Source organism: Streptomyces sp. NPDC001700 (assembly GCF_053596435.1).
Genome location: NZ_JBSFGE010000013.1, coordinates 1 through 25,106 on the forward strand (window position 1 = coordinate 1; position 25,106 = coordinate 25,106).

The 25,106-nt window shown below is 71.0% G+C and carries 24 protein-coding genes; 8 read left to right on the plus strand and 16 right to left on the minus strand.

Annotated features, from left to right (window positions below):
- From ACWC5C_RS23820 to ACWC5C_RS23835, 4 genes are all read right to left on the minus strand, one after another.
- A partial coding sequence (locus tag ACWC5C_RS23820) for an N-acetyltransferase family protein (protein ID WP_450878307.1) occupies nucleotides 1-271 on the minus strand: 271 nt, incomplete at its 3' end.
- A gap of 153 nt (nucleotides 272-424) precedes the next feature.
- A complete protein-coding gene (locus tag ACWC5C_RS23825) occupies nucleotides 425-1,567 on the minus strand; it encodes a DUF2235 domain-containing protein (protein ID WP_450878309.1) in 1,143 nt (380 codons plus the stop codon).
- 392 nt (nucleotides 1,568-1,959) lie between these two features.
- Nucleotides 1,960-2,502: an N-acetyltransferase family protein gene (locus ACWC5C_RS23830; RefSeq protein WP_450878694.1), complete on the minus strand. Its 543-nt coding sequence runs from the start codon at nucleotides 2,500-2,502 to the stop codon at nucleotides 1,960-1,962.
- Nucleotides 2,400-3,560, minus strand: coding sequence for a hypothetical protein (locus ACWC5C_RS23835; protein ID WP_450878311.1), 1,161 nt, complete (start codon nucleotides 3,558-3,560; stop codon nucleotides 2,400-2,402). The genes ACWC5C_RS23830 and ACWC5C_RS23835 overlap by 103 nt, the downstream gene beginning before the upstream one ends.
- A gap of 252 nt (nucleotides 3,561-3,812) precedes the next feature.
- Between ACWC5C_RS23835 and ACWC5C_RS23840 the strand changes: the two genes are divergently transcribed.
- Nucleotides 3,813-4,847, plus strand: a complete 1,035-nt coding sequence (locus tag ACWC5C_RS23840; RefSeq protein WP_450878313.1) for a right-handed parallel beta-helix repeat-containing protein — start codon at nucleotides 3,813-3,815, stop codon at nucleotides 4,845-4,847.
- A 21-nt stretch (nucleotides 4,848-4,868) separates the two neighbouring features.
- Here the strand turns inward: ACWC5C_RS23840 and msrA are convergent, their stop codons facing one another.
- A complete protein-coding gene (gene msrA / locus ACWC5C_RS23845) occupies nucleotides 4,869-5,528 on the minus strand; it encodes a peptide-methionine (S)-S-oxide reductase MsrA (RefSeq protein ID WP_450878315.1) in 660 nt (219 codons plus the stop codon).
- Nucleotides 5,529-5,664: 136 nt separating this feature from the next.
- Nucleotides 5,665-6,762 (minus strand): hypothetical protein, encoded by a 1,098-nt coding sequence (locus ACWC5C_RS23850; RefSeq protein ID WP_450878317.1) that lies wholly within the window; start codon nucleotides 6,760-6,762, stop codon nucleotides 5,665-5,667.
- 139 nt (nucleotides 6,763-6,901) lie between these two features.
- Between ACWC5C_RS23850 and ACWC5C_RS23855 the strand changes: the two genes are divergently transcribed.
- A complete protein-coding gene (locus ACWC5C_RS23855; RefSeq protein ID WP_450878319.1) occupies nucleotides 6,902-8,053 on the plus strand; it encodes a cystathionine gamma-synthase in 1,152 nt (383 codons plus the stop codon).
- Nucleotides 8,054-8,073: 20 nt separating this feature from the next.
- Here the strand turns inward: ACWC5C_RS23855 and ACWC5C_RS23860 are convergent, their stop codons facing one another.
- The 3 genes from ACWC5C_RS23860 to ACWC5C_RS23870 form a co-directional block, all read right to left on the minus strand.
- On the minus strand, nucleotides 8,074-8,325 hold the full coding sequence (locus tag ACWC5C_RS23860; RefSeq protein ID WP_450878321.1) for a hypothetical protein: 252 nt from the start codon (nucleotides 8,323-8,325) through the stop codon (nucleotides 8,074-8,076).
- Nucleotides 8,322-8,858 (minus strand): sigma factor-like helix-turn-helix DNA-binding protein, encoded by a 537-nt coding sequence (locus tag ACWC5C_RS23865; RefSeq protein ID WP_450878323.1) that lies wholly within the window; start codon nucleotides 8,856-8,858, stop codon nucleotides 8,322-8,324. The genes ACWC5C_RS23860 and ACWC5C_RS23865 overlap by 4 nt, the downstream gene beginning before the upstream one ends.
- Nucleotides 8,859-8,950: 92 nt before the next feature.
- Entirely contained in the window at nucleotides 8,951-9,454 is a 504-nt protein-coding gene (locus ACWC5C_RS23870) for a MarR family winged helix-turn-helix transcriptional regulator (protein ID WP_179936492.1), read from the minus strand.
- Nucleotides 9,455-9,747: 293 nt separating this feature from the next.
- Between ACWC5C_RS23870 and ilvA the strand changes: the two genes are divergently transcribed.
- The 3 genes from ilvA to ACWC5C_RS23885 all read left to right on the plus strand — a co-directional run bounded on the left by ilvA (nucleotide 9,748) and on the right by ACWC5C_RS23885 (nucleotide 12,945).
- Nucleotides 9,748-10,911 carry a threonine ammonia-lyase gene (ilvA, locus tag ACWC5C_RS23875; RefSeq protein WP_450878696.1) on the plus strand — a complete coding sequence of 388 codons (1,164 nt, stop codon included), beginning with the start codon at nucleotides 9,748-9,750 and terminating at the stop codon, nucleotides 10,909-10,911.
- A 202-nt stretch (nucleotides 10,912-11,113) separates the two neighbouring features.
- Nucleotides 11,114-12,082, plus strand: a complete 969-nt coding sequence (locus tag ACWC5C_RS23880) for an ATP-binding cassette domain-containing protein (RefSeq protein WP_450878325.1) — start codon at nucleotides 11,114-11,116, stop codon at nucleotides 12,080-12,082.
- Nucleotides 12,082-12,945: an ABC transporter permease gene (locus tag ACWC5C_RS23885; protein WP_450878327.1), complete on the plus strand. Its 864-nt coding sequence runs from the start codon at nucleotides 12,082-12,084 to the stop codon at nucleotides 12,943-12,945. Before ACWC5C_RS23880 ends, ACWC5C_RS23885 begins: the two co-directional genes overlap by 1 nt.
- A 73-nt stretch (nucleotides 12,946-13,018) precedes the next feature.
- Here ACWC5C_RS23885 and greA read toward each other — a convergent pair whose 3' ends face one another.
- Nucleotides 13,019-13,516, minus strand: coding sequence for a transcription elongation factor GreA (greA, locus tag ACWC5C_RS23890; protein WP_055548325.1), 498 nt, complete (start codon nucleotides 13,514-13,516; stop codon nucleotides 13,019-13,021).
- Nucleotides 13,517-13,783: 267 nt separating this feature from the next.
- Nucleotides 13,784-14,194 (minus strand): DUF4307 domain-containing protein, encoded by a 411-nt coding sequence (locus ACWC5C_RS23895; protein WP_450878329.1) that lies wholly within the window; start codon nucleotides 14,192-14,194, stop codon nucleotides 13,784-13,786.
- A 96-nt stretch (nucleotides 14,195-14,290) separates the two neighbouring features.
- On the opposite strand from ACWC5C_RS23895, the gene mca reads away from it, so the two are divergent.
- A complete protein-coding gene (gene mca, locus ACWC5C_RS23900) occupies nucleotides 14,291-15,163 on the plus strand; it encodes a mycothiol conjugate amidase Mca (RefSeq protein ID WP_385447521.1) in 873 nt (290 codons plus the stop codon).
- Nucleotides 15,164-15,170: 7 nt separating this feature from the next.
- On the plus strand, nucleotides 15,171-15,440 hold the full coding sequence (locus ACWC5C_RS23905; RefSeq protein WP_450878698.1) for a hypothetical protein: 270 nt from the start codon (nucleotides 15,171-15,173) through the stop codon (nucleotides 15,438-15,440).
- Between the two features lie 74 nt (nucleotides 15,441-15,514).
- On the opposite strand, the gene ACWC5C_RS23910 is transcribed toward ACWC5C_RS23905, so the two are convergent.
- The 3 genes from ACWC5C_RS23910 to ACWC5C_RS23920 form a co-directional block, all read right to left on the minus strand.
- Nucleotides 15,515-18,817: a tetratricopeptide repeat protein gene (locus ACWC5C_RS23910; protein ID WP_450878331.1), complete on the minus strand. Its 3,303-nt coding sequence runs from the start codon at nucleotides 18,815-18,817 to the stop codon at nucleotides 15,515-15,517.
- 284 nt (nucleotides 18,818-19,101) lie between these two features.
- Nucleotides 19,102-19,794 carry a GOLPH3/VPS74 family protein gene (locus ACWC5C_RS23915; protein WP_450878333.1) on the minus strand — a complete coding sequence of 231 codons (693 nt, stop codon included), beginning with the start codon at nucleotides 19,792-19,794 and terminating at the stop codon, nucleotides 19,102-19,104.
- Between the two features lie 176 nt (nucleotides 19,795-19,970).
- Complete coding sequence (locus ACWC5C_RS23920) at nucleotides 19,971-20,537, minus strand: Uma2 family endonuclease (RefSeq protein ID WP_450878335.1); 567 nt, start codon at nucleotides 20,535-20,537, stop codon at nucleotides 19,971-19,973.
- A 273-nt stretch (nucleotides 20,538-20,810) separates the two neighbouring features.
- Here ACWC5C_RS23920 and ACWC5C_RS23925 point away from each other — a divergent pair, with 273 nt between their 5' ends.
- Entirely contained in the window at nucleotides 20,811-22,844 is a 2,034-nt protein-coding gene (locus ACWC5C_RS23925) for a thioredoxin domain-containing protein (RefSeq protein WP_450878337.1), read from the plus strand.
- Nucleotides 22,845-23,575: 731 nt separating this feature from the next.
- On the opposite strand, the gene ACWC5C_RS23930 is transcribed toward ACWC5C_RS23925, so the two are convergent.
- Entirely contained in the window at nucleotides 23,576-24,199 is a 624-nt protein-coding gene (locus tag ACWC5C_RS23930) for a TetR/AcrR family transcriptional regulator (RefSeq protein ID WP_450878339.1), read from the minus strand.
- 39 nt (nucleotides 24,200-24,238) lie between these two features.
- Entirely contained in the window at nucleotides 24,239-24,946 is a 708-nt protein-coding gene (gene trhA / locus ACWC5C_RS23935) for a PAQR family membrane homeostasis protein TrhA (protein ID WP_385447512.1), read from the minus strand.
- Between the last annotated feature and the right edge of the window lie 160 nt (nucleotides 24,947-25,106).

Consider the following 25,106-nt stretch of genomic DNA (forward strand, 5'->3'; position numbering starts at 1 on the left):
GGCCGCGCGCCTCCGGCGCCACCATGAAGTTGCCGCTGGCGATGTGGGAGCCGGGGCCGGGGCGGTTGGGGTACATGTTCGAGGTGCCCAGCACGCGCTGGTTCTCCACGGCTACGACGGCGTGCCCCGGGGGCGGCACGACCCACATGTCGTGGGCCTGTGCCTCCGTCTGGTGGGGGTCGTAGCAGAAGGTGTCCCCCTTGCGGACGATCTGCTCGATGATCGGCCAGACCTGCGGCCAGTCGCGTTCCTCGAACGCCCGAATTTCCATCCGTCAGACGCTAGCGACGGAGTTCAGTCCGTTCGATCGAATTTTCTGCGGCGATCAGCGAGCTGTCGGACGGTTGTGAGCCGAGCCCGGGGAGGGCGGCATCGCGATCGGCGGCGGGTCGAAAGTCGTCTACCTCCACTACCGCGCAGCGCGCTAGCCGACTCGTCTTCGATGCGAGTCGGGAGCGGTCAGGGGCACCGGTTCGAGGTGTACGCGTCCCTCGGCGAGATAGCGGTCGAGTTCGGGCGGTCGGTAGGACGCGTCCTCGTCGTGGCGTATGCGAGCGGTTTCCGAGAGATATTCGCGCCCGTCGGCACGACCCGACTTGTCCGCGGCCTGTCCAATGGGCCGGTGCCACGGTCGGGCCATGAGGTAGGGGCCGGTGCGTGAGTTGTGCATCGTGCCCATGATGTCGGGGCGCACATAGAAGTCCACGCTGGCGTTCGGGGTCATGGCGCGCAGTCTGGCCTCGCTGAGGACCTCGGGGTTGAACTCCAGCCCGTGACGGCGAGCCTGGTGGACCATCCACAGCAGGGAAATGTCGGACAGGGCCGTCTCGCTGTAGCCGCCGCCGACGTCGCTGTGCACTCCGGCGAACCACACCTGCTTCAATTCCTGGCCGTTGTCGTCGGCGCCGGGTTGCTGATGCCATAGCGTCGGGATGAACGGTGTGCGCTGCTCGTCGATGGCCAGTGCGTGGAAGGCCGCCTCCACCCAGCTGCTCAGTTCGGTGTCGTGGAACGCCCACCGACGGTTGACCGAGGCCACGGCCGGTTTGAGCCACCGGGGCCCCGGAACCGGGATGCCGAGAGTACCGACTGTGTCCCACACTCCGATGAAGCGGATCCGCGTCTCGTGCGCATATGTCTGGCGGAACAGGGTGGCGGCCGTGCCGCTCGGCTTCTCGATCCGGTCGCGGTACAGGGCCCACGCTTCCTTGATCCGGTGGGCGTTCTCCCGGCGCAGGATGCCGGAGTTGCGCACCAGGCCGGCAAGGCTGCGGGCGGTGAAAGCCCCCCGGCTGAATCCGAACAGGTACAGATGGTCGCCGGGCTCGTAGGCGTCGGCGAGGAAGCGGTAGGCGTCCAGGACGTTGCTGGACAACCCCATGCCGAACGCGCCGCCGCGCAGGCGCTCCCACCGGCGTGTGCCGACGCCGCGACCGTAGTACACGCGCTGCTCTACGCCGCCCGCCCGCGGTTGAACGGCCAGAGCGACCTTGGTGACGTTCGTCTTGTTGGGCTGGTCGGCGAGGTCCCACGTGCCGTCACAGCAGACGATCAGATTCTTGGTCATGGCAGCTCCCTACGGGGAGGAACAGCGACCGCACATCATTGATGTCATTGCCCCGGCGCATCCCGCGCCGCGCGCCGGGCATACCGGCCGACAGACCTGATTCGATGCTCGCACCACTCCGCCGACCTCGCCATTCGCCGCAGTCGAGTGTCGACCGATATTGGCACTGGTCTGCGCTCGTCAGTCTCCCGGAGCGCGCCGGGTGCCTTTCCGGTTCAGCCGTTCGCCGGGGCCACGCCTATCGGGCAGGAGACGCCCGTGCCTACGGGGGAAGCCCTGTTCGGATTCGACCGGCTGCTGACGACCCAGGCACCGGCACCTGCGCACTGCACCACATGCTCATCCCGTTCTTCACCGCCGAGCAGGCCGAGCGGCTGGCTGAGCGAAGGGGATCAGGCGCCAAGGTCGTGGTACATGACGTGCAGTCCGACCCGGCCAAGTGCCGGGTGGTGAAACGCGTCCGGGACGGTGCCGATGAGGGTGAAGCCGAGGTGTTCGTACAGTCTGACGGCGGGGGTGTTGGAGGCGGCGACCGCGTTGAACTGCACGCCCGCGTAGCCGCTGGTCGAGGCCCAGTTGAGCAGGTACTCGCCCAGGGCCTGACCGACCCCCCGGCCGCGCGCCTCCGGCGCCACCATGAAGTTGCCGCTGGCGATGTGGGAGCCGGGGCCGGGGCGGTTGGGGTACATGTTCGAGGTGCCCAGCACGTCGATTTCCATCCGACAGACGCTAGCGACGGCGTTCCGCCTTTTCGACCGAGATTCCGCGGCCTCAGTCAGCCCCCGGCCAACTTCGCTGGTCGGGGGCTGAGGGGGATTCCCACACCGCAAGCTCAGTGCTTGGCGGACTTCGGTGTGGTCTGTGCGGGTGCGGAGTCGGCGGAGTCGGCGGAGTCGGTGGCGTCGCAGCCGGGGACGCTGTTGGGCGGGGCGCAGTTGGTCGGATCGTTCTTGAAGACCCTGCTCTGGATGAGGTCCACCCTGAACGGCGTCTGCATGGTCGAGTTCCCCTCGCTCTCCTTGCCCCCCGTGTTCTCCTTGACCTCCTTGCGCGGGGAGCTGTTGGTGCCACCGATGAAGAGGTGAAGGGACGTTCCGGGGTTCCCGATGCCGCCTCCGGTGGTGGGTCCGCCGTTCGACGTGTTCTTGGTGACGACGCTGCGGTAGAGGGTTGTCGTCTCGTCCGCGCCGGTGAAGACGCCGCCGCCGTTGGTCCGGGCGATACCGTCCCTGATCGTGGTGTTGTCCACGCGCAGCGGCCCGGTCCTGAGGTTGATGGCCAGGGTGACGATGCCGCCCCCGTACTCACCGGCGTCGTTGCCGTTGATCAACACATGGTTGAGCTTGGTGTCCCCCGCGTTGGCGAGGCCGCCTCCCCAGGATCCGCCCGTGTTGTCGTGGAGAGTGCCACCCTCCATCGTCATCGTGCCGTCGGTGGCCACTCCGCCACCGAAGCCCCCTCGGTTGTTGGTGACCCTGGTGTTCTTCAAGGTGAGCGTTCCCTGCCGGTTCCAGATCCCGCCGCCGACGTCGGCGATGTTGTTCCTGACCGTGGAGTCGGTCAGGGTGAGGGTGCCGCCCTCGTTGAAGATGCCCCCACCTTCGCTGTCCGCGGCAATGGTCTCCCCATAGCGCACCGTGATCGACTTCAGGCCGAGGTTGCCGCCCTGCTTCACATGGAAGATGCGGAAGCCCTGGGGGGAACTGCGTTCGATGCTGGTGTTGTCTCCGCTGATCCGCACATTGCCGGTGATCTCGGGGAGGCCGTCACCCTCGTTGTCGGCCTGCGTCAAGGTATAGACGCACCGAGGGGCGAGGACGATGCTGCCGCCGCCGGTGTTGGCGTCCGTGATGGCCGCCTTCAGGGCGGCGACATCGTTGCACGGGACGCGGGTCGACGTCCGCGCTTGTGCTTGTCCGGCGGGCAGAAAAGTCAGGCACAGGCCGAGGCCGGTGGCGGCGGTGACGGATGCGCGTATGAGCGGGTTGGACATGTGGCTTCCCTCGGTGTGGGGAACAGGGACGGTACGACCCCGGTGACGCCCAGCTACTGAGTCTTCACCTTGAGCGCCACTGATCACCCTCAGGTATATGCGACGTGCGCATTCGGCGCATTTCATGCCTGCCGTTCGAGTGCTGTGGCCCCAGCCGTTCGGCGGTACACCGGATGAGGCTGCTCCGTCCGGCAGTTATGAAGGAAACGTCAATGTGCCTTTTCGCTCCCCAGTATTGAGAAAGGCCTAGCGATGAAGAACATCGTGCGGACCGGTGCCGTGACCGCCGCGGTTGGTATGGGGGTGTCCCTTGCGCTCCTGCCGACTGGGCCCGCCAGTGCCGCCGGGGGGACTCAGGTGCCGTGCAACGACATCACTGCCCTGAGAAATGCCATCAGCCAGGCCAACACCAGCGGCGGCAGCATCACCCTCGCGCCCCGCTGCACCTACACCCTGACCTCACCCGACAACCCGGATGACGGGCTTCCGGAGATCACCGGGAACGTGACCATATCCGGCCGCGGCGCCACCATACGACGCGCGCCGGACTCGACGGAGAACTTCCGCATATTCCATGTGCAGTTCGGCGGCACACTCACCCTGAAGTCGCTCACGGTCAGCGGCGGAAGAATAGCCGACAACAACGCCGGCGGCGGCATCTGGAACAGCGGCACCCTGAACCTGAACAGCGCGACCATCAAGCGCAATCTGGCCGGAACGGGTGGTGGCATCCACAGCCCCGGCGGACAGCTCAATCTCGACCGCAGCACCATTGAGCGCAACACCGCAACCCATAATGGCGGCGGAATCACCAACGGAAGCAACCCCATCTTCGGCCGCATCGGCTCGCTGACGATGAAGGGTGGGGCGCTGCGCGACAACCGGGCACTCAGCGACAGCGGTGGCGGTCTGGAGAACCTCAGAAGTACGACGTCGCTGGACTCCGTATTGATCAGCGGCAACACCGCCCTGCACGGTGGCGGCATCCACCAGTTCGGCGGAACCCTGCACCTCACGTCGACCACCGTCAGCCACAACATCGCCGTGACAGGCGCGGGCCTGATGAGCGAGTTCAGTACGCCCACGCTGGTGCGAAGCCTGGTCACCCGCAACACGGCGATCACCGCCGGCGGCGGGATCTTCAATGGGGCCTCCAGCGGGGTCACCCTCACCGACAGCAAGGTCATCCGCAACGCCCCGGACAACTGCAGTCCCGAAGGCAGCGTTCCCGGATGCGGCAACACACCACCGAACTCGCCTGTCAAGCAGCGCAAAGCCCGCAAGTGACCCGCCCGTGGGGCTGCGGCCTCAGCCGTCGGCCGGGGCCACGCCTATCGGGCAGGAGACGCCCGTGCCGCCGATGCCGCAGTAGCCTGCGGGGTTTTTGTCCAGGTACTGCTGGTGGTACGGCTCGGCCGGGTAGAAGGGGCCCGCGGGAAGGATTTCGGTGGCGATCTCGCCGTAGCCCGAGCCGGTCAGGACGGACTGGTAGGCGGTACGGGAGGACTCGGCCTCGGACTGCTGCTCGGGGGAGTGGGTGTAGACGGCCGAGCGGTACTGGGTGCCGACGTCGTTGCCCTGGCGGAAGTGCTGGGTGGGGTCGTGGGACTCCCAGAAGAGCTTCAGGAGCGCGCCGTACGAGGTGAGGGCGGGGTCGAAGACGACGCGGACGGCCTCGGTGTGGGCGGTGAGGCCGCTGCAGACCTCTTCGTAGGTGGGGTTCTCGGTGTGGCCGCCCTGGTAGCCGACCAGGGTGGTCCAGACGCCGGGGGCCTGCCAGAAGACGCGCTCCGCGCCCCAGAAGCAGCCGAGGCCGAAGTCGGCGACGGCCAGGCCCTGCGGGTACGGGCCGCTGAGGGGGTTGCCGAGGACGGTGTGGCGGTCGGGGACCGTGAAGCCCGGTTCGGGGCGGCCCTTCAGTGCCTCCTCGGGGGTCGGGAGGTGGTTCTCGCGGCGGCTGAACAGCATCGGGAGGGCTCCTCGGGGGGCAAGAGCGGGCAGAAGAGTACGGCGGCTACCCGTTACAACGGGCGGGGGTGCGCTCGAATTCCGGGGCGCCGGGGCCGTTCACCTGCGCCGGGGTGCCGGACCGTCGCCGCGCCGTTCACTTCGGCAGGGTCGCCGGGGAGCCGCCGTGGCCCTCCCAGCCGGCCACCGCCAGCGCCCGGTAGACGGCGTACTCGGCGGCCGGGTCCGCCCCGTACGACCACGGCACCGCGCCCACATGGCCGTCCACGTGGCGCAGCTGCTCCATGGCGTCCGCGTACCGCTCCGACCGGACCAGGAACCAGACCAGCAGGTGGCGGACGTGGGGCAGGACCGGGTGGTCGGCGGGGGCCCGGCGGACGGCGTACAGGGCGCCCTCGACCGCCTTGGTGACCACATCGCTCTGGTACAGGCTGCGGACGAGGTTGACCTCGGGCAGGTGCTCGAAGACGCCGAACAGCGGCAGCGCGGGCAGGAGGCTCTTGTCGGGGGCGGAGGCGGCCGCGGCGTGGGTGAAGCGGTCGGCGCGGTCCTGGGAGCCGTGCCACTTCTCGCACCAGTAGTGGAGGGCGGCGAGGTGGGCGCCCATGTGGTGCGGGGCCCGGTCGGTGACCTTGGTCCACAGCTCCTCGAAGTCGGCCTGCCGGTAGGGGAGACCACGGGCGACGCCGAGTTCGATGATGTACGGAACGGGGTCGTCCGGGGCCAGCCGCGCCGCCTCGTGGCAGACGTCCCGGGCCTCCTCCAGGATCATGCGGAAGTCCTGCGAGGACGGGTCGCGCAGCGCCTGGCGGACCAGGAACTCCGCCTGCACGGCGGCCGCGCCCGGGTCCTCGGGGGCCGCGACGCGCCACGTGCGCAGCCACATCCCGCCCTTGCCGGGGGCCTGGGCGAGCTCGAAGGCGGCGGCCCCGGCGAGCGTCTGGACGCGCTGCCAGCGCAGTTCGGAGGTCGCCTCGGTGAGCGCGAGCAGCCGGGAGGCGGGCTGCCAGTCCTGCCCGGACTGGACCTCCTCCAGCGCGTCGATGAGCTGGCGGTCCGGGCCGGGCAGCCGTACGTCCAGCTGCTCGGGCGGTACGAAGCCGTACTCACCCGGGTCCGTGGCGCGCACCGCGCCCCGCAGGGCCTCGCGGCCGCCGCGCCTCCGCCGCAGGGCGGGCAGCACGATCAGCCCACCGATCATGACGATGGCGATGAGGAAGATCAGAAGCTCCATGAGGTGTCCCCGTGTGAAGTCCCGTGACGGCTTGTGCTCCAGCCTATGCGCCCCGACTGACATCGCGGACAGCCGTTGAATCCTGGACGGGCCCCCGGCCACATCCTGCACCCGCCCGCCGCGCGTTACGCTCGGGCTCATGACCGATCAGGACCCCCAGAGCTTCGAGACGCTCGCCATCCACGCGGGCCAGGAGGCGGACGCGCTCACCGGCGCCGTCGTTCCGCCGATCTACCAGGTCTCCACCTACAAGCAGGACGGGGTGGGCGGCCTGCGCGGCGGCTATGAGTACAGCCGCTCCGCCAACCCCACCCGCACCGCCCTGGAGGAGAACCTGGCGGCCCTGGAGGGAGGCCGCCGCGGGCTCGCCTTCGCCTCCGGCCTCGCCGCCGAGGACTGCCTGCTGCGCACGCTGCTGGCGCCGGGCGACCACGTGGTGATCCCGAACGACGCGTACGGCGGCACGTTCCGCCTCTTCGCCAAGGTCGTCGAGCGCTGGGGCGTGGAGTGGTCGGTCGCCGACACCTCCGACCCGGCCTCGGTACGGGCCGCGCTGCGCCCCCGTACGAAGGTGATCTGGGTCGAGACGCCGAGCAACCCGCTGCTGGGCATCACCGACATCGCCGCCGTCGCCGACGTCGCCCGCACCGCTGGGGCCCGGCTCGTCGTGGACAACACGTTCGCCAGCCCGTATCTGCAGCAGCCGCTGGCGCTCGGCGCGGACATCGTCGTGCACTCGACCACCAAGTACATGGGCGGCCACTCGGACGTCGTCGGCGGCGCGCTGATCGTCTCCGACCCGGCCCTCGGCGACGAACTCGCCTTCCACCAGAACGCGATGGGCGCCGTCGCCGCCCCCTTCGACTCCTGGCTGGTGCTGCGCGGCATCAAGACGCTCGGCGTACGGATGGACCGGCACAGCGCGAACGCCGAGCGCGTCGCGGAGCTGCTCACCGCCCACCCCAAGGTGGCCCAGGTCTACTACCCGGGGCTGGCCGAGCACGCGGGCCACGAGGTCGCCGCCAAGCAGATGCGGTCCTTCGGCGGCATGGTGTCGTTCCGGGCCGCCGGTGGCGAGGAGGCGGCGGTCGAGGTCTGCAACCGGGCCCGGCTGTTCACGCTCGGCGAGTCGCTGGGCGGCGTCGAGTCGCTGATCGAGCACCCGGGGCGGATGACCCACGCCTCGACGGCCGGTTCGGCGCTGGAGGTGCCGGGGGATCTCGTACGGCTGTCGGTGGGCATCGAGCACATCGACGACCTGCTGGCGGACCTGAGCCAGGCGCTGGCCTGAGCAGCTGAGTCACCTCGGAGTCACCACCCCTCCAGCGGAGGGGTGGTGTCGGCGGGCGGCCCCGCCCACGGGTGGACGACCGCGGCCCAGACGGTGAACGCGACGATCGCGGCGAGCAGCACCGCCCAGCCGACGGTCCGCGCCGTCCGGCGGCGGCGCAGCAGCCGCTGTCCGCGACCGGCCGCCCTACCGGCCAGATCCGGCGGCAGAACCGGATGCGGCCCCTCCAGCATCCGCCGGACCTGGTCCTCCTTGCGGTCCGGGAAGCTCATCGCGCTACTCCCGCAGCTGGGCCGGGGCGCGGTGCGGGGGTGCGCATCAGCGTGACGGCCCGAGTGCAGATGGCCCGTACGCGCTCGACCGGCAGGCCCAGCGTGGCCGCCGTCTGCTCCTCCGCGACCCCCTCGTACAGCCGCAGCACCAGCACCAGCCGCTCGCGCGGGGTGAGCCGGTCCAGGACGCCGCCGCGCGGGCGGCGGTAGCGGCGGGCCCGGTGGGCGAAGAGGGCGGCCAGCTCCTGGCGGGTGCGGTCGTACGGATCCTCGCCGCGCAGCTGGTCCCAGCGGGCGTAGGTGCGTGCGAGCGCGGCGGTCAGGAGGTCCTGCGCGGCGGCGGTGCCGACGGCGGTGCCGGTTTCGGCTTTGTATCCGGCTTCGGATTCGGCTTCGGTTCCCCCCGAGCGGTCCCCTGTACGTTCCCCTGTGAGCAGTGTGGCCGCGTGCAACAACCTGCCACCCGCGCCCGCGACAAATGCCTCGAATTCCCGGGCCCGGCGGCTCTCCCGTGCTGCCCGCCGCTCTCGCACCGCGCCCTCCGCCTTCCGTTCCTCAAGGACACGGCAGTCAGGGGCGCCCGGTCAAGAGTCGAGCAGGAGTCCAGTGAGAGGTCTGGTCCGGCTCAGGACGCCGGGGCCGCCGCCTGCGGCACCGCGCCGTGCGCGGCGGAGAGGGCGACGTTGAAGCGGGTGAGCAGATCGCAGAACATATCGCGCTCCTCCACCGTCCAGTCGTCCGTGACCTGCGCCATCAGCTCGCGCCGCGAGGAGCGCACCTCCTCCAGGCGGGCCTTGCCGCGCGGGGAGAGCTGGAGCACGACGGCGCGGCCGTCCTCGGGGTGCGAGGTGCGCTTGACCAGGCCGGAGTCGACGAGCGGGGCGACCTGCCGGGTCACGGTGGACGAGTCGATGCCCATGCCTCCGGCGAGTGCCTTGACCCCCATGGGGCCTTCCTGGTCGAGCCGGTTGAGCAGCAGGTAGGCGGCGCGGTCCATCGAGTTGCGGGCCTGTCCGACGCCGCCGAGCCGGGTCTGCTCCGCGCGGCGGGCGAAGACCGCGACCTGGTGCTGGAGTGAATCGAGTACGCCGGTGTCGAGTTGAGTCGTCATGTCCGATTGGGTGGGCATGGCCTAGGGCTCACTTCATGCGGTGGTCTGTGGGATGTGGCACAGAGTACGCGGCCCGGGCCCTGCCCGTACGGGGGCTGCAGAAACCTGCCGACAACCGGCCAACCCCTGGTTCCCCCGGCCCGGCCGTGTTGTGGCGGAGCTGCGAGACTGGGCCCATGGCTCCACGATCCGGCGGTATGGCTCCCCGACCCGGCGGCGAGGAAGGGTCCGGCCGGGCTCCGCGTCCCGCCCGCTCCGTACCGTCCGCTCCGCTCGCGGTCACGCTGGACGATGTGCGCGAGGCGCAGAAGATGCTCTCGGGGGTCTCCCGGCTGACCGCTCTGGAGGGCAGCCGCTATCTGACCGGTCTGGTCGGCTCCCCGGTGCAGCTGAAGTGCGAGAACCTGCAGCGTACGGGCTCCTTCAAGCTGCGCGGCGCCTATGTGCGGATCGCCCGTCTGACGGCTGAAGAGCGGGCTGCGGGGGTGGTCGCGGCGAGCGCCGGGAACCATGCGCAGGGCGTCGCGCTCGCGGCCTCGCTGCTGGGGGTGCGGTCGACCGTCTTCATGCCCGAGGGCGCGCCGCTGCCGAAGATCGCGGCGACCCGGGACTACGGCGCGGAGGTCCGGTTCGAGGGCCAGATCGTGGACGAGACGATGCGGGCGGCGCGGCGGTACGCGGAGGAGACGGGTGCGGTCTTCATCCATCCGTTCGACCACCCGGACGTCATCGCGGGCCAGGGCACGCTGGGCCTGGAGATCCTGGAGCAGTGCCCCGAGGTGCGCACCATCGTGGTGGGCATCGGCGGGGGCGGGCTGGTCGCCGGGGTCGCGGTGGCGGTGAAGGCGCTGCGGCCGGACGTACGGGTGGTGGGCGTGCAGGCGGCGGGCGCCGCGGCGTATCCGGCCTCGCTGGCGGCGGGGCGCCCGGTGCCGGTCGAGGCGCCGGTGACGATGGCGGACGGCATCAAGGTGGGGCTGCCGGGCGACGTTCCGTTCGAGATCATCAACGCGCTCGTCGACGAGGTCCGCACGGTCAGCGAGGACGAGCTGTCCAGCGCGCTGCTGCTGTGCCTGGAGCGGGCGAAGCTGGTGGTGGAACCGGCGGGGGCGAGTCCGGTGGCGGCGGTGCTGTCGGATCCGGAGTCCTTCGAGGGCCCGGTGGTGTCGGTGCTCTCGGGTGGCAACGTCGATCCGCTGCTGATGCAGCGCATCCTGCGGCACGGCATGGCCGCGGCGGGCCGCTATCTGTCGCTGCGGCTGCGGCTGACCGACCGGCCGGGGGCGCTGGCGACGCTGCTGGCGGAGCTGTCGGCGATGGACGCCAATGTGCTCGACATCAGCCATGTGCGGATCAACCCGCGTCTCGGGCTCAGCGAGGCGGAAGTGGAGCTTCAGCTGGAGACGAAGGGGCCGGAGCACTGCGATGAGGTCCGGAAGGCGCTGCACGGGGCCGGGTACACGGTGATGATCTGAGGACTCTCCTCAGGTCTCCTCCCGTCTCCTCCCGTCTCTTCACGTCTCGCGTATGTCGCGATGTATCGCGACCGCGCTAGGATTTCCTTCTCACTTGCTGTCGCGACGCTGCCGTTGTGGCCGGACATATGCCTTTATTGAGGGGACGCGTCCCCTGTGGCGCTGACCCGACCCGGGAACACCCAACTCTGGGAGTGCCAACATGCCAGGCGCGATCCATGCCGAGGGCCTGGTGAAGACCTTCGGTGACGTAACAGCTCTGGACGGCGTCGACCTCGACGTACCGGAAGGAACCGTGCTCGGGCTGCTCGGCCCCAACGGCGCGGGCAAGACCACCGCGGTGCGCGTACTGACCACGCTGCTGCGCCCGGACAGCGGAACGGCGGTGGTCGCGGGGGTGGATGTGCTGAAGTACCCCAACGAGGTCCGCCGGTCCATCGGCCTGTCCGGGCAGTTCGCCGCCGTCGACGAGTATCTGACGGGCCGCGAGAACCTCCGGATGGTCGGCCAGCTCTACCAGATGGGCGCGCGCGAGGCGAAGGCCCGCGCGGACGAGCTGCTGGAGCGGTTCCGCCTCGCGGACGCGGCCGACCGCACCGCCAAGACGTACTCCGGCGGCATGCGCCGCCGTCTCGACCTCGCCGCCGCCCTGGTCGTCAGCCCGCCCGTCATGTTCATGGACGAGCCGACGACGGGGCTCGACCCGCGCAACCGGCAGGCGCTGTGGGAGGTCATCCAGGAACTGGTGGCGGGGGGTACGACGCTGCTGCTGACCACGCAGTATCTGGAGGAGGCCGACCATCTGGCCCATGACATCTGCGTGATCGACCGCGGCAAGGTCATCGCCCGTGGCACCTCCGACCAGCTCAAGGCCCGTACAGGCGGGGAGCGGGTGGAGGTCGTGGTGCACGAGCGGGAGCACATCGCGGTCGCCGAACATGTGCTGCGGGTGCTGGGCAAGGGCGAGACCACGGTGCAGGAGCACACCCGCAAGGTCACCGTGCCGGTGGTCGGCGGGGCCAAGCTGCTCGCCGAGGTCATCCGCGAACTGGACACCCGGGGAGTGGAGATCGACGACATCGGGCTGCGCCGCCCGACGCTCGACGACGTCTTCATCTCGCTCACCGGTCATGGTGCCGAGGACAGCGACGGGCGAGAGGGAGGCAAGTGATGGCTGTTGTCGAGGAGTCGGGTGCCACCGTCGCCGCCGCCCCCCGGCCGCGCGGCGGACCGCTCGCGGCGGCACGGGACTCGCTGGTGGTCGCCCAGCGCAATTTGATCCGAATGATGCGGATTCCGGAAGTAGTCATTTTTGGCCTTATCCAGCCCATTATGTTCGTGGTGCTGTTCAGCTATGTATTCGGCGGCGCGATCATGGTGCCGGGGCAGGCCAGTGCCTCCGCGGACGTCTATCGCGAGTTCCTGATGGGCGGGATCTTCGCGCAGACCGTCACCTTCGCGACGGCGGGCGCGGGCGCGGGGATCGCCGACGACATGCACAAGGGGCTGATCGACCGGTTCCGCTCACTGCCGATGGCGCGCGGCGCGGTGCTCACCGGCCGTACGCTCGCGGATCTGGTGCAGACGGCGCTGACGCTGGTCGTGCTGGCGATCGTCGCGCTCATCGTGGGCTGGCGGGTGCACGACGGAATCCTGAGCGCGCTGGGCGCGTTCGGCCTGCTGCTTCTGCTCGGGTACGCCTTCTCGTGGATCGGCGCGCTGATCGGGCTGACGGTACGGACCCCCGAGGCCGCGACGTCCGGCGGGCTGATCTGGCTGTTCCCGCTGACCTTCATCTCGAACGCGTTCGTGCCGTCCAGCCAGATGCCCGAGTTCCTGGGGCACATCGCGGACTGGAACCCGTTCAGCGCCACGGTGCAGGCCTGCCGGGAGCTGTTCGGCAATCCGGAGGGCGTGGTCTCGGATGCCTGGCCGATGCAGCATCCGGTGCTGGCGTCGGTGCTGTGGTCGGTGGTGATCATCGTGGTGTTCCGGACGCTGTCGGTCCGGAAGTACCGCTCGGCGACGGCTTGAGTGCTGCTACAGCGAGCCCCCGGCCGTGGTGGCCGGGGGCTCGCTGTGAGATGTGCGGGCGTTGGGAGGGCGCTCAGCCCTGATAGGGCTTCGCGTCCAGGATGCGCACCGAGGCCGTGCGGCCGTTGGGGAGTTCGTATTCGGCGTCCTGGCCGACCTTCTTGCCGTTCACACCCGTACCCAGCGGGGACTGCGGCGAGTAGGTCTCGATGTCCGAGCTCGCGTATTCACGAGAGGCGAGAAGGAAGGTCAGGGTGTCGTCCGGGTCGCCGTCGAAGGCGATGGTGACGACCATGCCGGGGGCGACCACGCCGGTGTCCGCGGGTGCCTCTCCGACCTTCGCGTGCTCCAGGAGCTGCGTCAGCTGACGCACGCGAAGCTCCTGCTTGCCCTGTTCCTCCTTGGCGGCGTGGTAACCGCCGTTCTCCCGGAGGTCACCTTCCTCCCGGGCAGCCTCGATCTTCTTCGCGATCTCGATACGTGCCGGACCCGACAGGTACTCCAGCTCGGCCTTGAGCTGGTCGTACGCCTCCTGGGTCAGCCAGGTGACGTTCTCGCTGGTCTGGGTCACAGGTGCTCCTCGTCGGTGCTGGGAATACAAATGAACGCCCTACTCAGAAGGGTGCGCCTTCAAAGCCGGGCGAAACCACGAGCCTAACAATTCCGACAGGAAACGGGGAGGAGGGAACTTGACTCCATGCGCATGAAACGGGACAAATCCGGCGAGTTCGGGCATGAGTCGACCAAGTCTCCGACCGAGCCTCCGGCCGTGGCTCAAGCCGGTGTCAGGGCGGCGTCCGGGGCCGTGCCCGGGCGGTGCCTGGGCGGGCCGCCCGGCTCAGCTGTCCGCGGCGGAGCCGCAGCCGATCAGCTCGGCGCTGGTCGCGCGCGCGGTGGTACGCACCGTCACGACCTTGATCATGTCGTCCTGGCGCTGCCCGAAGGTGAAGCTCTTGCGGCCTACCTCTTCGTGGTAGGTGTCCAGCGTGCGCACCGTGCACTCGGCGGTGGCGTCCTGGTCCTTGGTGATCTCCAGCCGGACCTCGACCGTGTCGTCCGAGGTCACCTCGAAACCGGTCAGCTGCCCGCTGACGTCCTGCTCGATGACGTACGCGTACCCGAACCAGGCGATCAGGGCGACCAGACCGGCGCCGAGCACCGAACCGATGATCTTCAGCTTGCGGTCGGCCCGCTCATCCGCGGAGCGGCCGTAGCGCCCCTCGGGAAGGCCCTCGCGCACCGCCGACATGATCGCTTCCTCCTGCTTGGGAGACCCGGAATTATTCGGGCCCGCTGTGGGTCACTATAGAAGCCGTCTTCCGCGACGAATCACTGAGGATCGAAGTTGACTGAGCAGCTGCGTTTGATGGCCGTGCACGCGCACCCGGATGACGAGTCGAGCAAGGGCGCGGCCACGATGGCCAAGTACGTGTCCGAGGGGGTGGACGTGCTGGTCGCGACCTGCACGGGCGGTGAGCGCGGCTCCATCCTCAACCCGAAGCTCCAGGGGGATCCGTACATCGAGGAGCACATCCACGAGGTGCGCGCCAAGGAGATGGACGAGGCGCGCGAGATCCTCGGGGTCAAGCAGGAGTGGCTGGGCTTCGTGGACTCCGGGCTGCCCGAGGGCGACCCGCTGCCCCCGCTGCCCGACGGCTGCTTCGCGCTCCAGGACGTGGACGAGGCGGCGGGCGCGCTCGTCAAGCTGATCCGCTCCTTCAAGCCGCAGGTCATCACGACGTATGACGAGAACGGCGGCTATCCGCACCCCGACCACATCATGACCCACAAGATCACGATGGTGGCCTTCGAGGCGGCCGGGGACCCGGAGAAGTACCCCGAGGCGGGCCCGGCCTGGCAGCCGCAGAAGCTCTACTACAACCAGGGCTTCAACCGGCCGCGCACCGTCGCGCTGCACGAGGGGCTGCTCGCGCGCGGCCTGGACTCGCCGTACGGGGAGTGGCTGGAGCGCTGGAAGGACTTCTCCAGGCGCGAGCGCACCCTGACCACGTATGTGCCGTGCGCGGACTTCTTCGAGATCCGCGACAAGGCGCTGATCGCGCACCGCACGCAGATCGACCCCGACGGCGGCTGGTTCCGGGTGCCCATGGACATCCAGAAGGAGCTGTGGCCGACGGAAGAGTACGAGCTGGCGAAGTCGCTCGTCGATACCTCCCTCCCCGAGGACGACCTCTTCGCGGGCATCCGCAACAATTGACCCCATGATGAGCGCGACCAGCACCCTCGCCATGACGCATCTCGTCCCGCTCGCCAAGGATCTGGACGAGAACAAGGTGACCCCGGGCCTGCTCGGGTTCGTCGTCTTCGCACTGATCGGCGGCGCGGTGTGGCTCCTGATGAAGTCCATGAACAAGCACATGAACAAGGTGGACTTCGAGGAGGCGCCGGAGCCCGGTGCAGCCCGGGCCACCGCCTCCCCGAAGGGCGGGAAGGGCGCCACGGGGGAGCACACCAACGGGGAGCGCACGGCCTGAGCGGCCCGGCGTAGCGCCCCCTCCCGGGCCCCGGCCCGGAGCGGACCGGCCTCACCCCGGGCGCGGGGGCTGGGTCAGGCGCGGGGGCGGTCGGACAGCACGGCCATGACCTCGCGGGAGCGGCGGCTCGGCACCATGCCGAGCTGCCATGCCTGCCACCCCGTTTCCGGCTCCACACCCCGCTCCAGCACCAGCGCGAACGCCTCCGCGCACCCCTCCAGCCGGGGATCCCCGCCCGCCGCGGCCCCGCCCGGCTCCTCCCGTAGCTCCCGCAGCAGCTCCGCCAGCTCCTCCTGCGCCACCGCCGTGCCGATGACTGACCCGCCCGCCGAGGCGAACGGCAGCAGCGTGCAGCGCAGGAACCGCGCCCAGGACCCACCGCGCCGGTCCCCGTACCCCGCGAACAGCCGGGCCGCCTCGTCCACCAGCTCCAGCGCCTGCACCGCCCGGCCGTTCCCCGCGTCGATCACCGCCAGCTCGACGCATGACCACGCCTCGCCATGGGCCACCCCCACCCGGTGGAAGTCCTGCCGCGCGTCCTGCAGCAGCTGCCGCGCGAAGCCGCTGTTGCGCAGCGAGCCGGTCTGCGCCGCCCGCAGATCACGGGTGACCCGCGCCGCGTGGTGCCGGGCACACGCCAGCCCGTACACATCGCGCATCCGGTTGAACATCGTGCGGGCCCGCTCCAGCTCGCGCACCGCCGCGTCCCGGTCGCCGCGCTCCTCCAGCGCCTGGCCCAGGTAGTACAGCGTCCAGGCTTCACCGCGCGCGTCCTCGTTCTCCCGGTGCCGGGAGAGGGCCTGGCGCAGCTGGTCCACGGCCGCCGACGGCTCCCCGGCCACCAGCCGGGCCCGGGCCAGCTGGGTCAGCGCCCAGGCCTCACCGCGCTGGTCGTGGGTGCGGTGGTACGCGCCCAGCGCGTCCCGCAGCTCGGCCTCCGCGCGCGACACGTCGCCCATCCGCAGACACGCCTGCCCGAGCTGGAAGTGCGCCCACGCCTGGCCGTGCAGGCTCTCGGACTCCCGGTGCAGCTCCAGGGACTGCCGCAGCAGGTCCAGCGCCTCGGCCAGCTGCCCTCGGTCCCGCTCCACGGCGGCCAGCGCGTGCATCGTCCACCCCCGGTCCCCGCGCAGCGGCTCGGACGTCTGCAGGTCCAGCGCCTCGCGCAGCTTCGCCGAGGCCTCCACCAGATTCCCCTGGTGGTGCAGGGTGATGCCGAGGCTGCACAGCGCCCGGGCGGCCCCCGCCTCGTGCTGGGCCTCGAAATACAGGTCGACCACCGAGGACAGCGTCGTACGGGCCTGGTCCAGCTCGCCGAGCTGGCGGGCGGCGATACCGGTGCGCCACTGCACGGACCGCACCAGCAGCCCCTGGTCGACGGCCTGGGTCAGCTCGCTGATCTCGCCCAGCCGGTACAGGTCGCCGCGCAGCAGGCAGTAGTCGCACAGGGCGCCCAGCAGATGCAGCACCACGGACTGGTCCACGCCCTCCGCGTGGCGCAGCGCCGCCGTGATGAAGCTCGACTCGTCGTCCAGCCAGCCCAGCGCCGCGTCCAGCGAGGTGAAGCCGTGGCCGCCCGCCGTGCCCTTGGTGAAGACGTCGGCGCGGGTGGACGTCTTGCCGTCGACCAGCCGGATCACCGAGTCCGCCAGCTCGGCGTAGCTGCGGATCAGCCGCTCCTGGGCGGCGGTGCGCTGCTCGGGCTCCTCCTCGTCCGCCAGCCGGGCGGCGGCGAACGAGCGCACCACGTCGTGCAGCCGGTAGCGGCTGCCGCGCACATGCTGGATCAGCCCGGCGCGGCCCAGCGCGTCCAGATGGCGGGCCGCCTCCTGCTGATCGGCGCCCAGCAGCGCCGCGGCCGCCGCCGCGCCCATGCTCGCCCGCCCGGCCAGCGCGAGGCGCCGCAGCAGCCGCCGGGCGGCGTCCTGCTGGTCGGTGTAGCGCAGCCACAGGGTGCGCTCGACCGGGCCGACCGGCCCGTACGCCTCCAGGTCGGTGGCGAGGGCGGCAGGGGTGCGCGGGCCGAGGGAGGAGCCCGCGATCCGCAGCGCGAGCGGCAGCCGCCCGCACAGCTCGGCGATCCGCTCCACGGACTGCCCGTCGTACGGACCGGGCCCGGCCGGATTCTCGGCGGAGACCCGCAGCAGCTCCTCGGCGCCCGACTGGTCCAGCGGGCCGACCTCCAGCCTGTGCACCCATGCGGCCAGCTCCGGCGGCAGGGAGAGCGGGGTGCGCGAGGTGACCAGGATCAGGCTGTCGGACCGCTCCGGGACCAGCGTGCACACCTGCTCCGCGTCGCTCGCGTCGTCCAGCACGATCGTGACGGGCAGCCCGGTGATGTGCTGGTGATACAGCTCGATGAGCCGCTTGAGGTGCTGGTCCTGACCGGTCCGTTCCCGGAAGAGCAGCTGGTCGCGGGGTGCCCCGAGCCGGTTCAGCAGATGCAGCAGCGCGTCGCGGGTCGACAGCGGTGCCTGCTCGGCGCTGTCCCCGCGCAGATCCACCAGGCACGCGCCCCGGAACTGGTCGCGCAGCTCATGGGCCGCCCGCACGGCCAGCATCGTGCGGCCCGAGCCCGGCGGGCCCTCCAGCAGCACCACCGTCGGCTTGGTCTCGGTGCTGGCCCGCGCCTGGTGCACCCACTGGGCGATCTGGGTGGTCTGCGCGCGGCGCCCGGCGAACGGGCCGTCCGCCTGGGGGAGATGGCCGAAGGACTGCTCCAGCACGGTGCGCCTGCGGGCCGCCTGGCTGCGGTCCGCGCCCCGCAGCCGCGGCGCCTGCCCGCCGGCCGGGGAGCCGGAGCGCTTGGGGGAGCCGCCGCCCTGGCGGGTGGCGGCCGAGGTCATCCGGTGCTGGTCGATGAACGGCCGGATACCGCGCACCTCGACCGCCGTCAGCCACTGCAGCCGGAGCTGCTCGGGCCCGCCGGGCTGGTTGCGCAGCGCCGCCTGGCGGTGGGCGGCGGGCCAGTGCGCCGCGGTGAGCTTGAGGACGGCCGCGGCCGACCCCGCCACGCCCGCGGTCACGCCCGCGCCCAGCGCCGTGCCCGCCGACGTGCCGAAGGTGAGGTCCGCGCCGAACGCGGCGACCGCCGCCACCCCCGCGGCCAGCGCCGGGGTGGCCAGCCGCCCCCGCCCCAGCATCGCCGAGAGCGGTCTGCTGCCCGCCTCCGCCTCCTCCAGCGCGCGCACATACGCGCCGTACTCCTCGGCCGCGGTCGCCGCCATCTCGTCCAGCGAGCCCCGCGCGCGGGTCAGCAGCACCCCGCCGTCCGTGCGGCCGCCCGAGCGCCGCACCTCCTCCTCCACGGCCCGCGTCAGCAGCCGCTCGACCTCCGTCCGGTGGCTGTCCCGCAGCACGGCCAGTGAGCCCGGCATGTGATCCCCCTCCTGCACGAGCGCCACGCGTGAATCGCGCGTTGCTCCCCAAGTCTTCCCCTTCTGCCTCATTTCCGGCAGCCCTGTGGATAACTCCCCCTGTGGACAACTAGCCTGACCCGCGCGGTGGGCCATACCCGGGCCCAGCGCGTGGGGGCGCTTCACGCGCCGGGAGCGCGCGGCGGCCGTGGTCGAACGAGACGTTCGAGACGGTGCTCCAGCTCTTCAGCGGGCCACGTCTGCGGCCGCGTTCAGCGGGCCACGTCTACGGGCCGCGCCTGACGTCAGCTGCCCGCGATGACCGTCGTCGTCACCGTCACCGCGATCATCGTCGCCAGTGCTTCCTCCGCGGCCTTCACGGCGCTGCGCACCGCCGTCGCGGCCCACTGGCCGTGGGCGATCGACTCCATGGCCGCCGCGACCCGGCGCGCGTCGGCGTCCGGGAAAACCAGGCGGTGCAGTTTCGCTCCGTGCAGCAGGGCCACCAGGCTCGCCGTGCGGGTGTCCGGCGCCGCGCCCTGGAGGACGACCGCGTCAAGGCGCTGCCGTACCGCCGCCTCCACCGAGCCGTCGGCCTCCGGGTAGCGGCGCACGGGGAAGAGGCCGAGCACCTTCTTCCTCTCCTCCCGCACCAGCCCCTTCTCGACCAGGCCCGTGTTCGCCCGGGCCACCGCGTCCGTCTTCAACTGGGCGATCCAGTCCTTGGTTTTGCGCGGCCTGTCCTTGCCGCCGATGGCGGCGAGCGCGCTGTCGAGGGCGGGCTCGCCCAATGGCGCCGCGTCGATGACGCTGACCTTGTCGTCGGCCACGTCGATCCGGCCGGCCAGGGCGAGTTCCACCAGCGAGGCCGCGGAGATCGCCAGGGCCACCTTCGCCGACTCCTTCGCGGTGCCGGACTCGTCGTCCAACGAGAGGAGCAGGAGCTGCTCGCCCAGCGTGGTGGGCGGTTCCGTGGGCGGTTCTATCGGTGTGTGCATTCCACCAGTGTCCGGTGCCACGTCGTTGTCTCGGCCACGGAGGTTACGTCTGTCGAGGCAGAACCCTCACAGACACACGACCTGACCGGCAGGTTCACGACCAAGATCGCCTGCGGAACCCGATGGCGTCGGCTGCGCACCGGGGACATGCGCTGGTGCTCCTTCTTCCAGTGCTGTCAGGTGGCTCCCAGGTCCACAGCGACGGAGAAGGGTGCGACGGCCTTCACCGTGCCGGTGAACACCTCGCCTTCCCGGTAGGCCCTGTTGGCGGGGTCGAGAACGTAGGTGTAGACGATCGGAACGCCGGTGGCAGCCTGTTCGACGCGCCAGTAGAAAGGGATCCCGGCCTTGGCGTACTGGTCCACCTTCACGATCCGGTCGGTGGTCTCCGAGCCGGGCGACACGACCTCGACGACCAGGAGTACGTGTTCGGGGCGGGTGGGGGTGAGGTCGATGGTCTCCGCTCGGTAGACGATGACGTCCGGACGGCGGTTGGTGAGAGGTACGTCCTGCAGGCGGACATCGAAGTCCGTGTCGGCGTTCCAGTCCGGGCCTGCGGCGGCGTCCAGGGCATTGGCCAGGATTCGGGCCAGCCGGTTGTGCCGCTTGGATGCGCTCGGGCTCACGACGACCATCCCGTCCACGATCTCAATGCCGGCACACTGCTCCTCGGACCAGGAGTCGTACTGCTCCGCGCTGATCTGGCTGCGCATCCACGCGGGCGCCACCATCTCGGCGGTCATGGCGTACCTCCTCGAGGGTGTTCTCAGTTCCGGTGCTGCCCAGCTCAGCGTACTGTCCTCCGCAGCCGGGGCGCCGGGTCTGGACGGGGAGGGGAAGCGTCTCGTGGTCTTGATCGCGCAGAGCAACAGGCGCGCCGATCTCAGGCCAGGCCCTTCACAGAGTGGGGAGGCTGTCGTCCACCACGTGATGGCGCATAAGCGCAGTTCTGCCAAGCGAGGCAGAGCCCGTGTGGGCCGCGCCGACGGATGTGGGCACTGTGAGAGGCTGGCCGCATGAATCGGTTGGGTGGCGCGACCTCGCCCTATCTGCTCCAGCACGCCGAGAATCCGGTCGATTGGTGGCCCTGGGAGTCGGGTGCCTTCGAGGAGGCGCGTCGGCGCGGTGTACCGATTCTGCTGTCGGTCGGCTACTCGGCGTGCCACTGGTGTCATGTCATGGCGCACGAGTCCTTCGAGGACGCCGAGACGGCCGAGTATCTGAATGCCCACTTCGTCTCCGTCAAGGTCGACCGCGAGGAGCGGCCCGACGTCGACGCCGTGTACATGGAGGCGGTGCAGGCGGCTACCGGGCAGGGTGGGTGGCCCATGACGGTGTTTCTGACGCCCGACGCCGAGCCCTTCTACTTCGGTACGTACTTCCCGCCCCGGCCCCGGCCCGGTGTGCCCTCCTTCCGGCAGGTGCTGGAGGGGGTCCGTGCCGCGTGGGCCGATCGGCGGGACGAGGTGAAGGATGTGGCCGGGAAGATCGTGCGGGATCTGGCCGAGCGCACCGGTATCGCGCTGGGGTCCGGTGCGCCGCAGCCGCCCGGTGAGGAGGATCTGGCCGCCGCGCTGATGGGGCTGACCCGTGAATTCGACGCGGTGCGGGGCGGGTTCGGCGGGGCGCCGAAGTTCCCGCCGTCCATGGCGCTGGAGTTCCTGCTGCGGCACCATGCCCGGACCGGGTCCGAGGGTGCGTTGCAGATGGTGCAGGCCACCTGTGAGGCGATGGCCCGCGGCGGTATTTACGACCAGCTCGGGGGCGGGTTCGCGCGCTACTCCGTTGATGCGGAATGGATCGTTCCGCACTTCGAGAAGATGCTCTACGACAACGCGCTGCTGTGTCGCGTGTACGCCCACCTCTGGCGGGCCACCGGCTCGGATCTCGCGCGCCGGGTCGCGCTGGAGACCGCCGACTTCCTGGTCCGCGAGCTGCGCACCGAGCAGGGCGGATTCGCCTCCGCGCTGGACGCCGACAGCGACGACGGCACCGGGCGGCACGTCGAGGGCGCGTACTACGTGTGGACGGCCGGGCAGCTGCGGGAGGTGCTGGGCGAGGCGGATGCCGAGCAGGCCGCCGCGTACTTCGGGGTGACCGAGGAGGGCACGTTCGAGGCGGGCGCGTCCGTGCTTCAGCTGCCCGACGGCGCGCGCCCGGCCGACGCCGCCCGGCTCGCCTCTGTACGGGAGCGGCTGCTGGCCGCGCGGGAGCGGCGGGAGCGGCCCGGCCGCGACGACAAGATCGTGGCCGCCTGGAACGGGCTGGCCATCGCCGCCCTCGCCGAGACCGGCGCCTACTTCGACCGCCCCGACCTGGTCGAGGCCGCGACCGAGGCCGCCGACCTGCTCGTACGCCTCCACATGGACAACGGCGGGCGGCTCGCCCGCACCTCGCTGGGCGGCGCCGTGGGCGGCCACGCGGGTGTGCTGGAGGACTACGCGGATGTGGCCGAGGGATTCCTCGCCCTGGCCGCGGTGTCCGGCGAGGGCGTGTGGGTCGAGTTCTCGGGGCTGCTCCTGGACACCGTGCTGCACCACTTCGCCGCCGAGGACGGCACCCTGTTCGACACCGCCGACGACGCCGAGACGCTCATCCGGCGGCCCCAGGACCCGACCGACAACGCCGTCCCCTCGGGGTGGACGGCGGCCGCCGGGGCGCTGCTGTCCTACGCCGCGGTCTCGGGTAGCGGGCGCCACCGGGAGGCGGCCGAGCGCGCGCTGGCCGTGGTACGGGCGCTGGGGGCACGGGTGCCGCGGTTCATCGGCTGGGGGCTCGCCGTGGCCGAGGCGAGGCTGGACGGGCCGCGCGAGGTGGCCGTCGTCGGACCGGACGGCGACCCCGCGACCCGCGCCCTGCACCGGGCCGCGCTGCTGGGCACGGCGCCGGGTGCGGTGATCGCGGTGGGCGCGCCCGGCTCCGACGAGGTGCCGCTGCTGGAGGGGCGCGTGCTGCTGGAGGGCCGCCCGGCGGCGTATGTCTGCCGCCACTTCACCTGTGACGCCCCGACGGCGGACGTGGACGCGCTGACGGCCCGCCTCGGCGGCTGACGCCGCGCGCTGCGGGGTCGAGCGCCACGGCCAACGCCGGTCGGCGGTACGCCCGGGCCGAGGCCGTGCGGCACCAGCGCGCCGGGCTGGCCCGGCGCGGCATCGCGCGGAATCGCCCCCGCCGGAGGCAGCGCAGGACGGTGCCGTGAGGGACCGGCGTCCCCGGGTCGGTTCGAGATGGCGTTGTAGGGGACCGGCGGCCCAGGCCGAGGCCGTGCGATCGTCGTGGCGGGGTGGCCCGGTTTGGCGTTGCGCGGGGTCGCCTCCCGGGGGCGGCGCAGGGCGGTGCCGTGGGGGACGGGCGCCCCGGGGCGGTCTGGGGTGGCGTTGTTCGGGACCGATGCCCCCGGAGTGGTCCGGGGCGAGGCCGTTGTGACCGGCGCGGCGGGGTGGTCCGGTTTGGCGTCGCGTGGGATCGCCCCCGGAGGTGGCGCAGGGCGGTGCTGCGCGGGATCGGTACCCCCGGGTTGGTCCGGGGTGGTGTTGTACGGGACCGGTGCGCCCGGGGTGGCCCAGGTCGGGGCCGTGTTACCGATGCGGCGGGGTGGCCCGGTTTGGCGTTGCGCGGGGTCGCCTCCCGGGGGCGGCGCAGGGCGGTGCCGTGGGGGGCGGGTGCCCCCGGGGCGGCGCTGTGCTGCCGTAGCGGCTTGGAAGCGCGGCGGGCGGTCGCAGCGGTTCGGTGCCACGTTGTGTGGTCGCCGGGGCTTGGAGTCGGTTCGGGCGGCCGGGGGCTACAGCGGGAGGCCTTTGGCCAGCATGGCCAGGGCTCGGTCGATGCTGTTCTCCACGGCCTTCACGCCGTGGCGGTCGAAGCCGTGGAAGACCGCTTCCTGGAGCGCGCCCAGGACCGCTCCGACGAGCACCCGTACCTCCAGGTCCTCCGGTGAGCGGCCGCTGCGCTCGGCCAGGGCCTCGCCCATCAGGACCCCGGTCTTGGCCATGCCCTCGCCCATGCGGGCGCGCAGTGCCGGGACCTGGCGGATCAGGGTGAGGCGGGTCAGCATCTCCGCGCGCTCGTCATCGGTGAGCTGCCGCGCCATGTCGATCAGGACGCGCCGCAGGGAGGAGACCGGCGGCTCGTCCAGCGGGCGGTCCCGGAGCGCGGTGGCGATGGCCTCGTCGTACTCGTCCGTGAGGACGATGTCCTCCTTGGTGGGGAAGTACCGGAAGACCGTGCTGGGGGAGACGTCGGCGGCCTCCGCGATCCGGTCCACCGGGGTCGCCTCGTAGCCCTGTTCCGCGAACAGCCGGTAGGCGGCCCGCCGGATCGCCTGCCGGGTCTGGATCTTCTTGCGTTCGCGCAGTCCGGGCCGGGGCTCGGGGGGAGTGGTGTGTGCGGAGGCCATGCTGATCATTGTCGGGCACTGGCGGGCGGCCGGAGTCAGGATCCGGAGTCAGGAATGTTGGTAGGCGACCAGGGAGATGCCGACGTAGTGCACGACGAAGGCGGCGAGCGTGAGGGAGTGGAACACCTCGTGGAAGCCGAACCAGCGCGGTGAGGGGTTGGGGCGCTTGGTCCCGTAGATCACCGCGCCCGCGCTGTAGAGCAGGCCGCCGACGACGATCAGTGTCATGACGGCGATGCCGCCGGTGCGCAGGAAGTCCGGCAGGAAGAACACAGCCGCCCAGCCCAGGGCGATGTAGCACGGGGTGTAGAGCCAGCGCGGGGCGCCGACCCAGAACACCCGGAAGGCGATGCCCGCGAGCGCACCGGCCCACACCAGCCACAGCAGCAGCTGCTGTTTGCCGTGCGGGAGGAGCAGCATCGTGAAGGGCGTGTACGTGCCCGCGATGATCAGGAAGATATTGGCGTGATCCAGGCGGCGCAGGACCGCCGTGGCGCGCGGGCCCCAATTGCCCCGGTGGTACAGGGCGCTCGTGCCGAAGAGCGCGCAGGCGGTGAGGGTGAAGATGCCGCACGCGACGCGTCCCCGGGGGCTGTCGGCGAGCGCGGTGAGCACCACTCCCGCGATGAGCGCGGCGGGGAACATGCCAGCGTGCAGCCAGCCGCGCAGCATGGGTTTGAGGGGGAGCGGGGCTGCCTCGGGCCCTGGGGATGGGTCAACGGCGGCGTCGGGCGCGGCTGCAGTCATAGCGCTCATGCTACCGACGCCACCGTACGTTACCGGTCCGTGTCGAGTGGTGATGGTCACGAAGGTGCCCACTGGACAGATGGCTCGCATCGTCGGATGATCAAATGAGCGCGGTCGGCACCGGATGAGCTGAGCATCCGGGTCGCAGCCCCCAAGGGGTAGCTGTCTC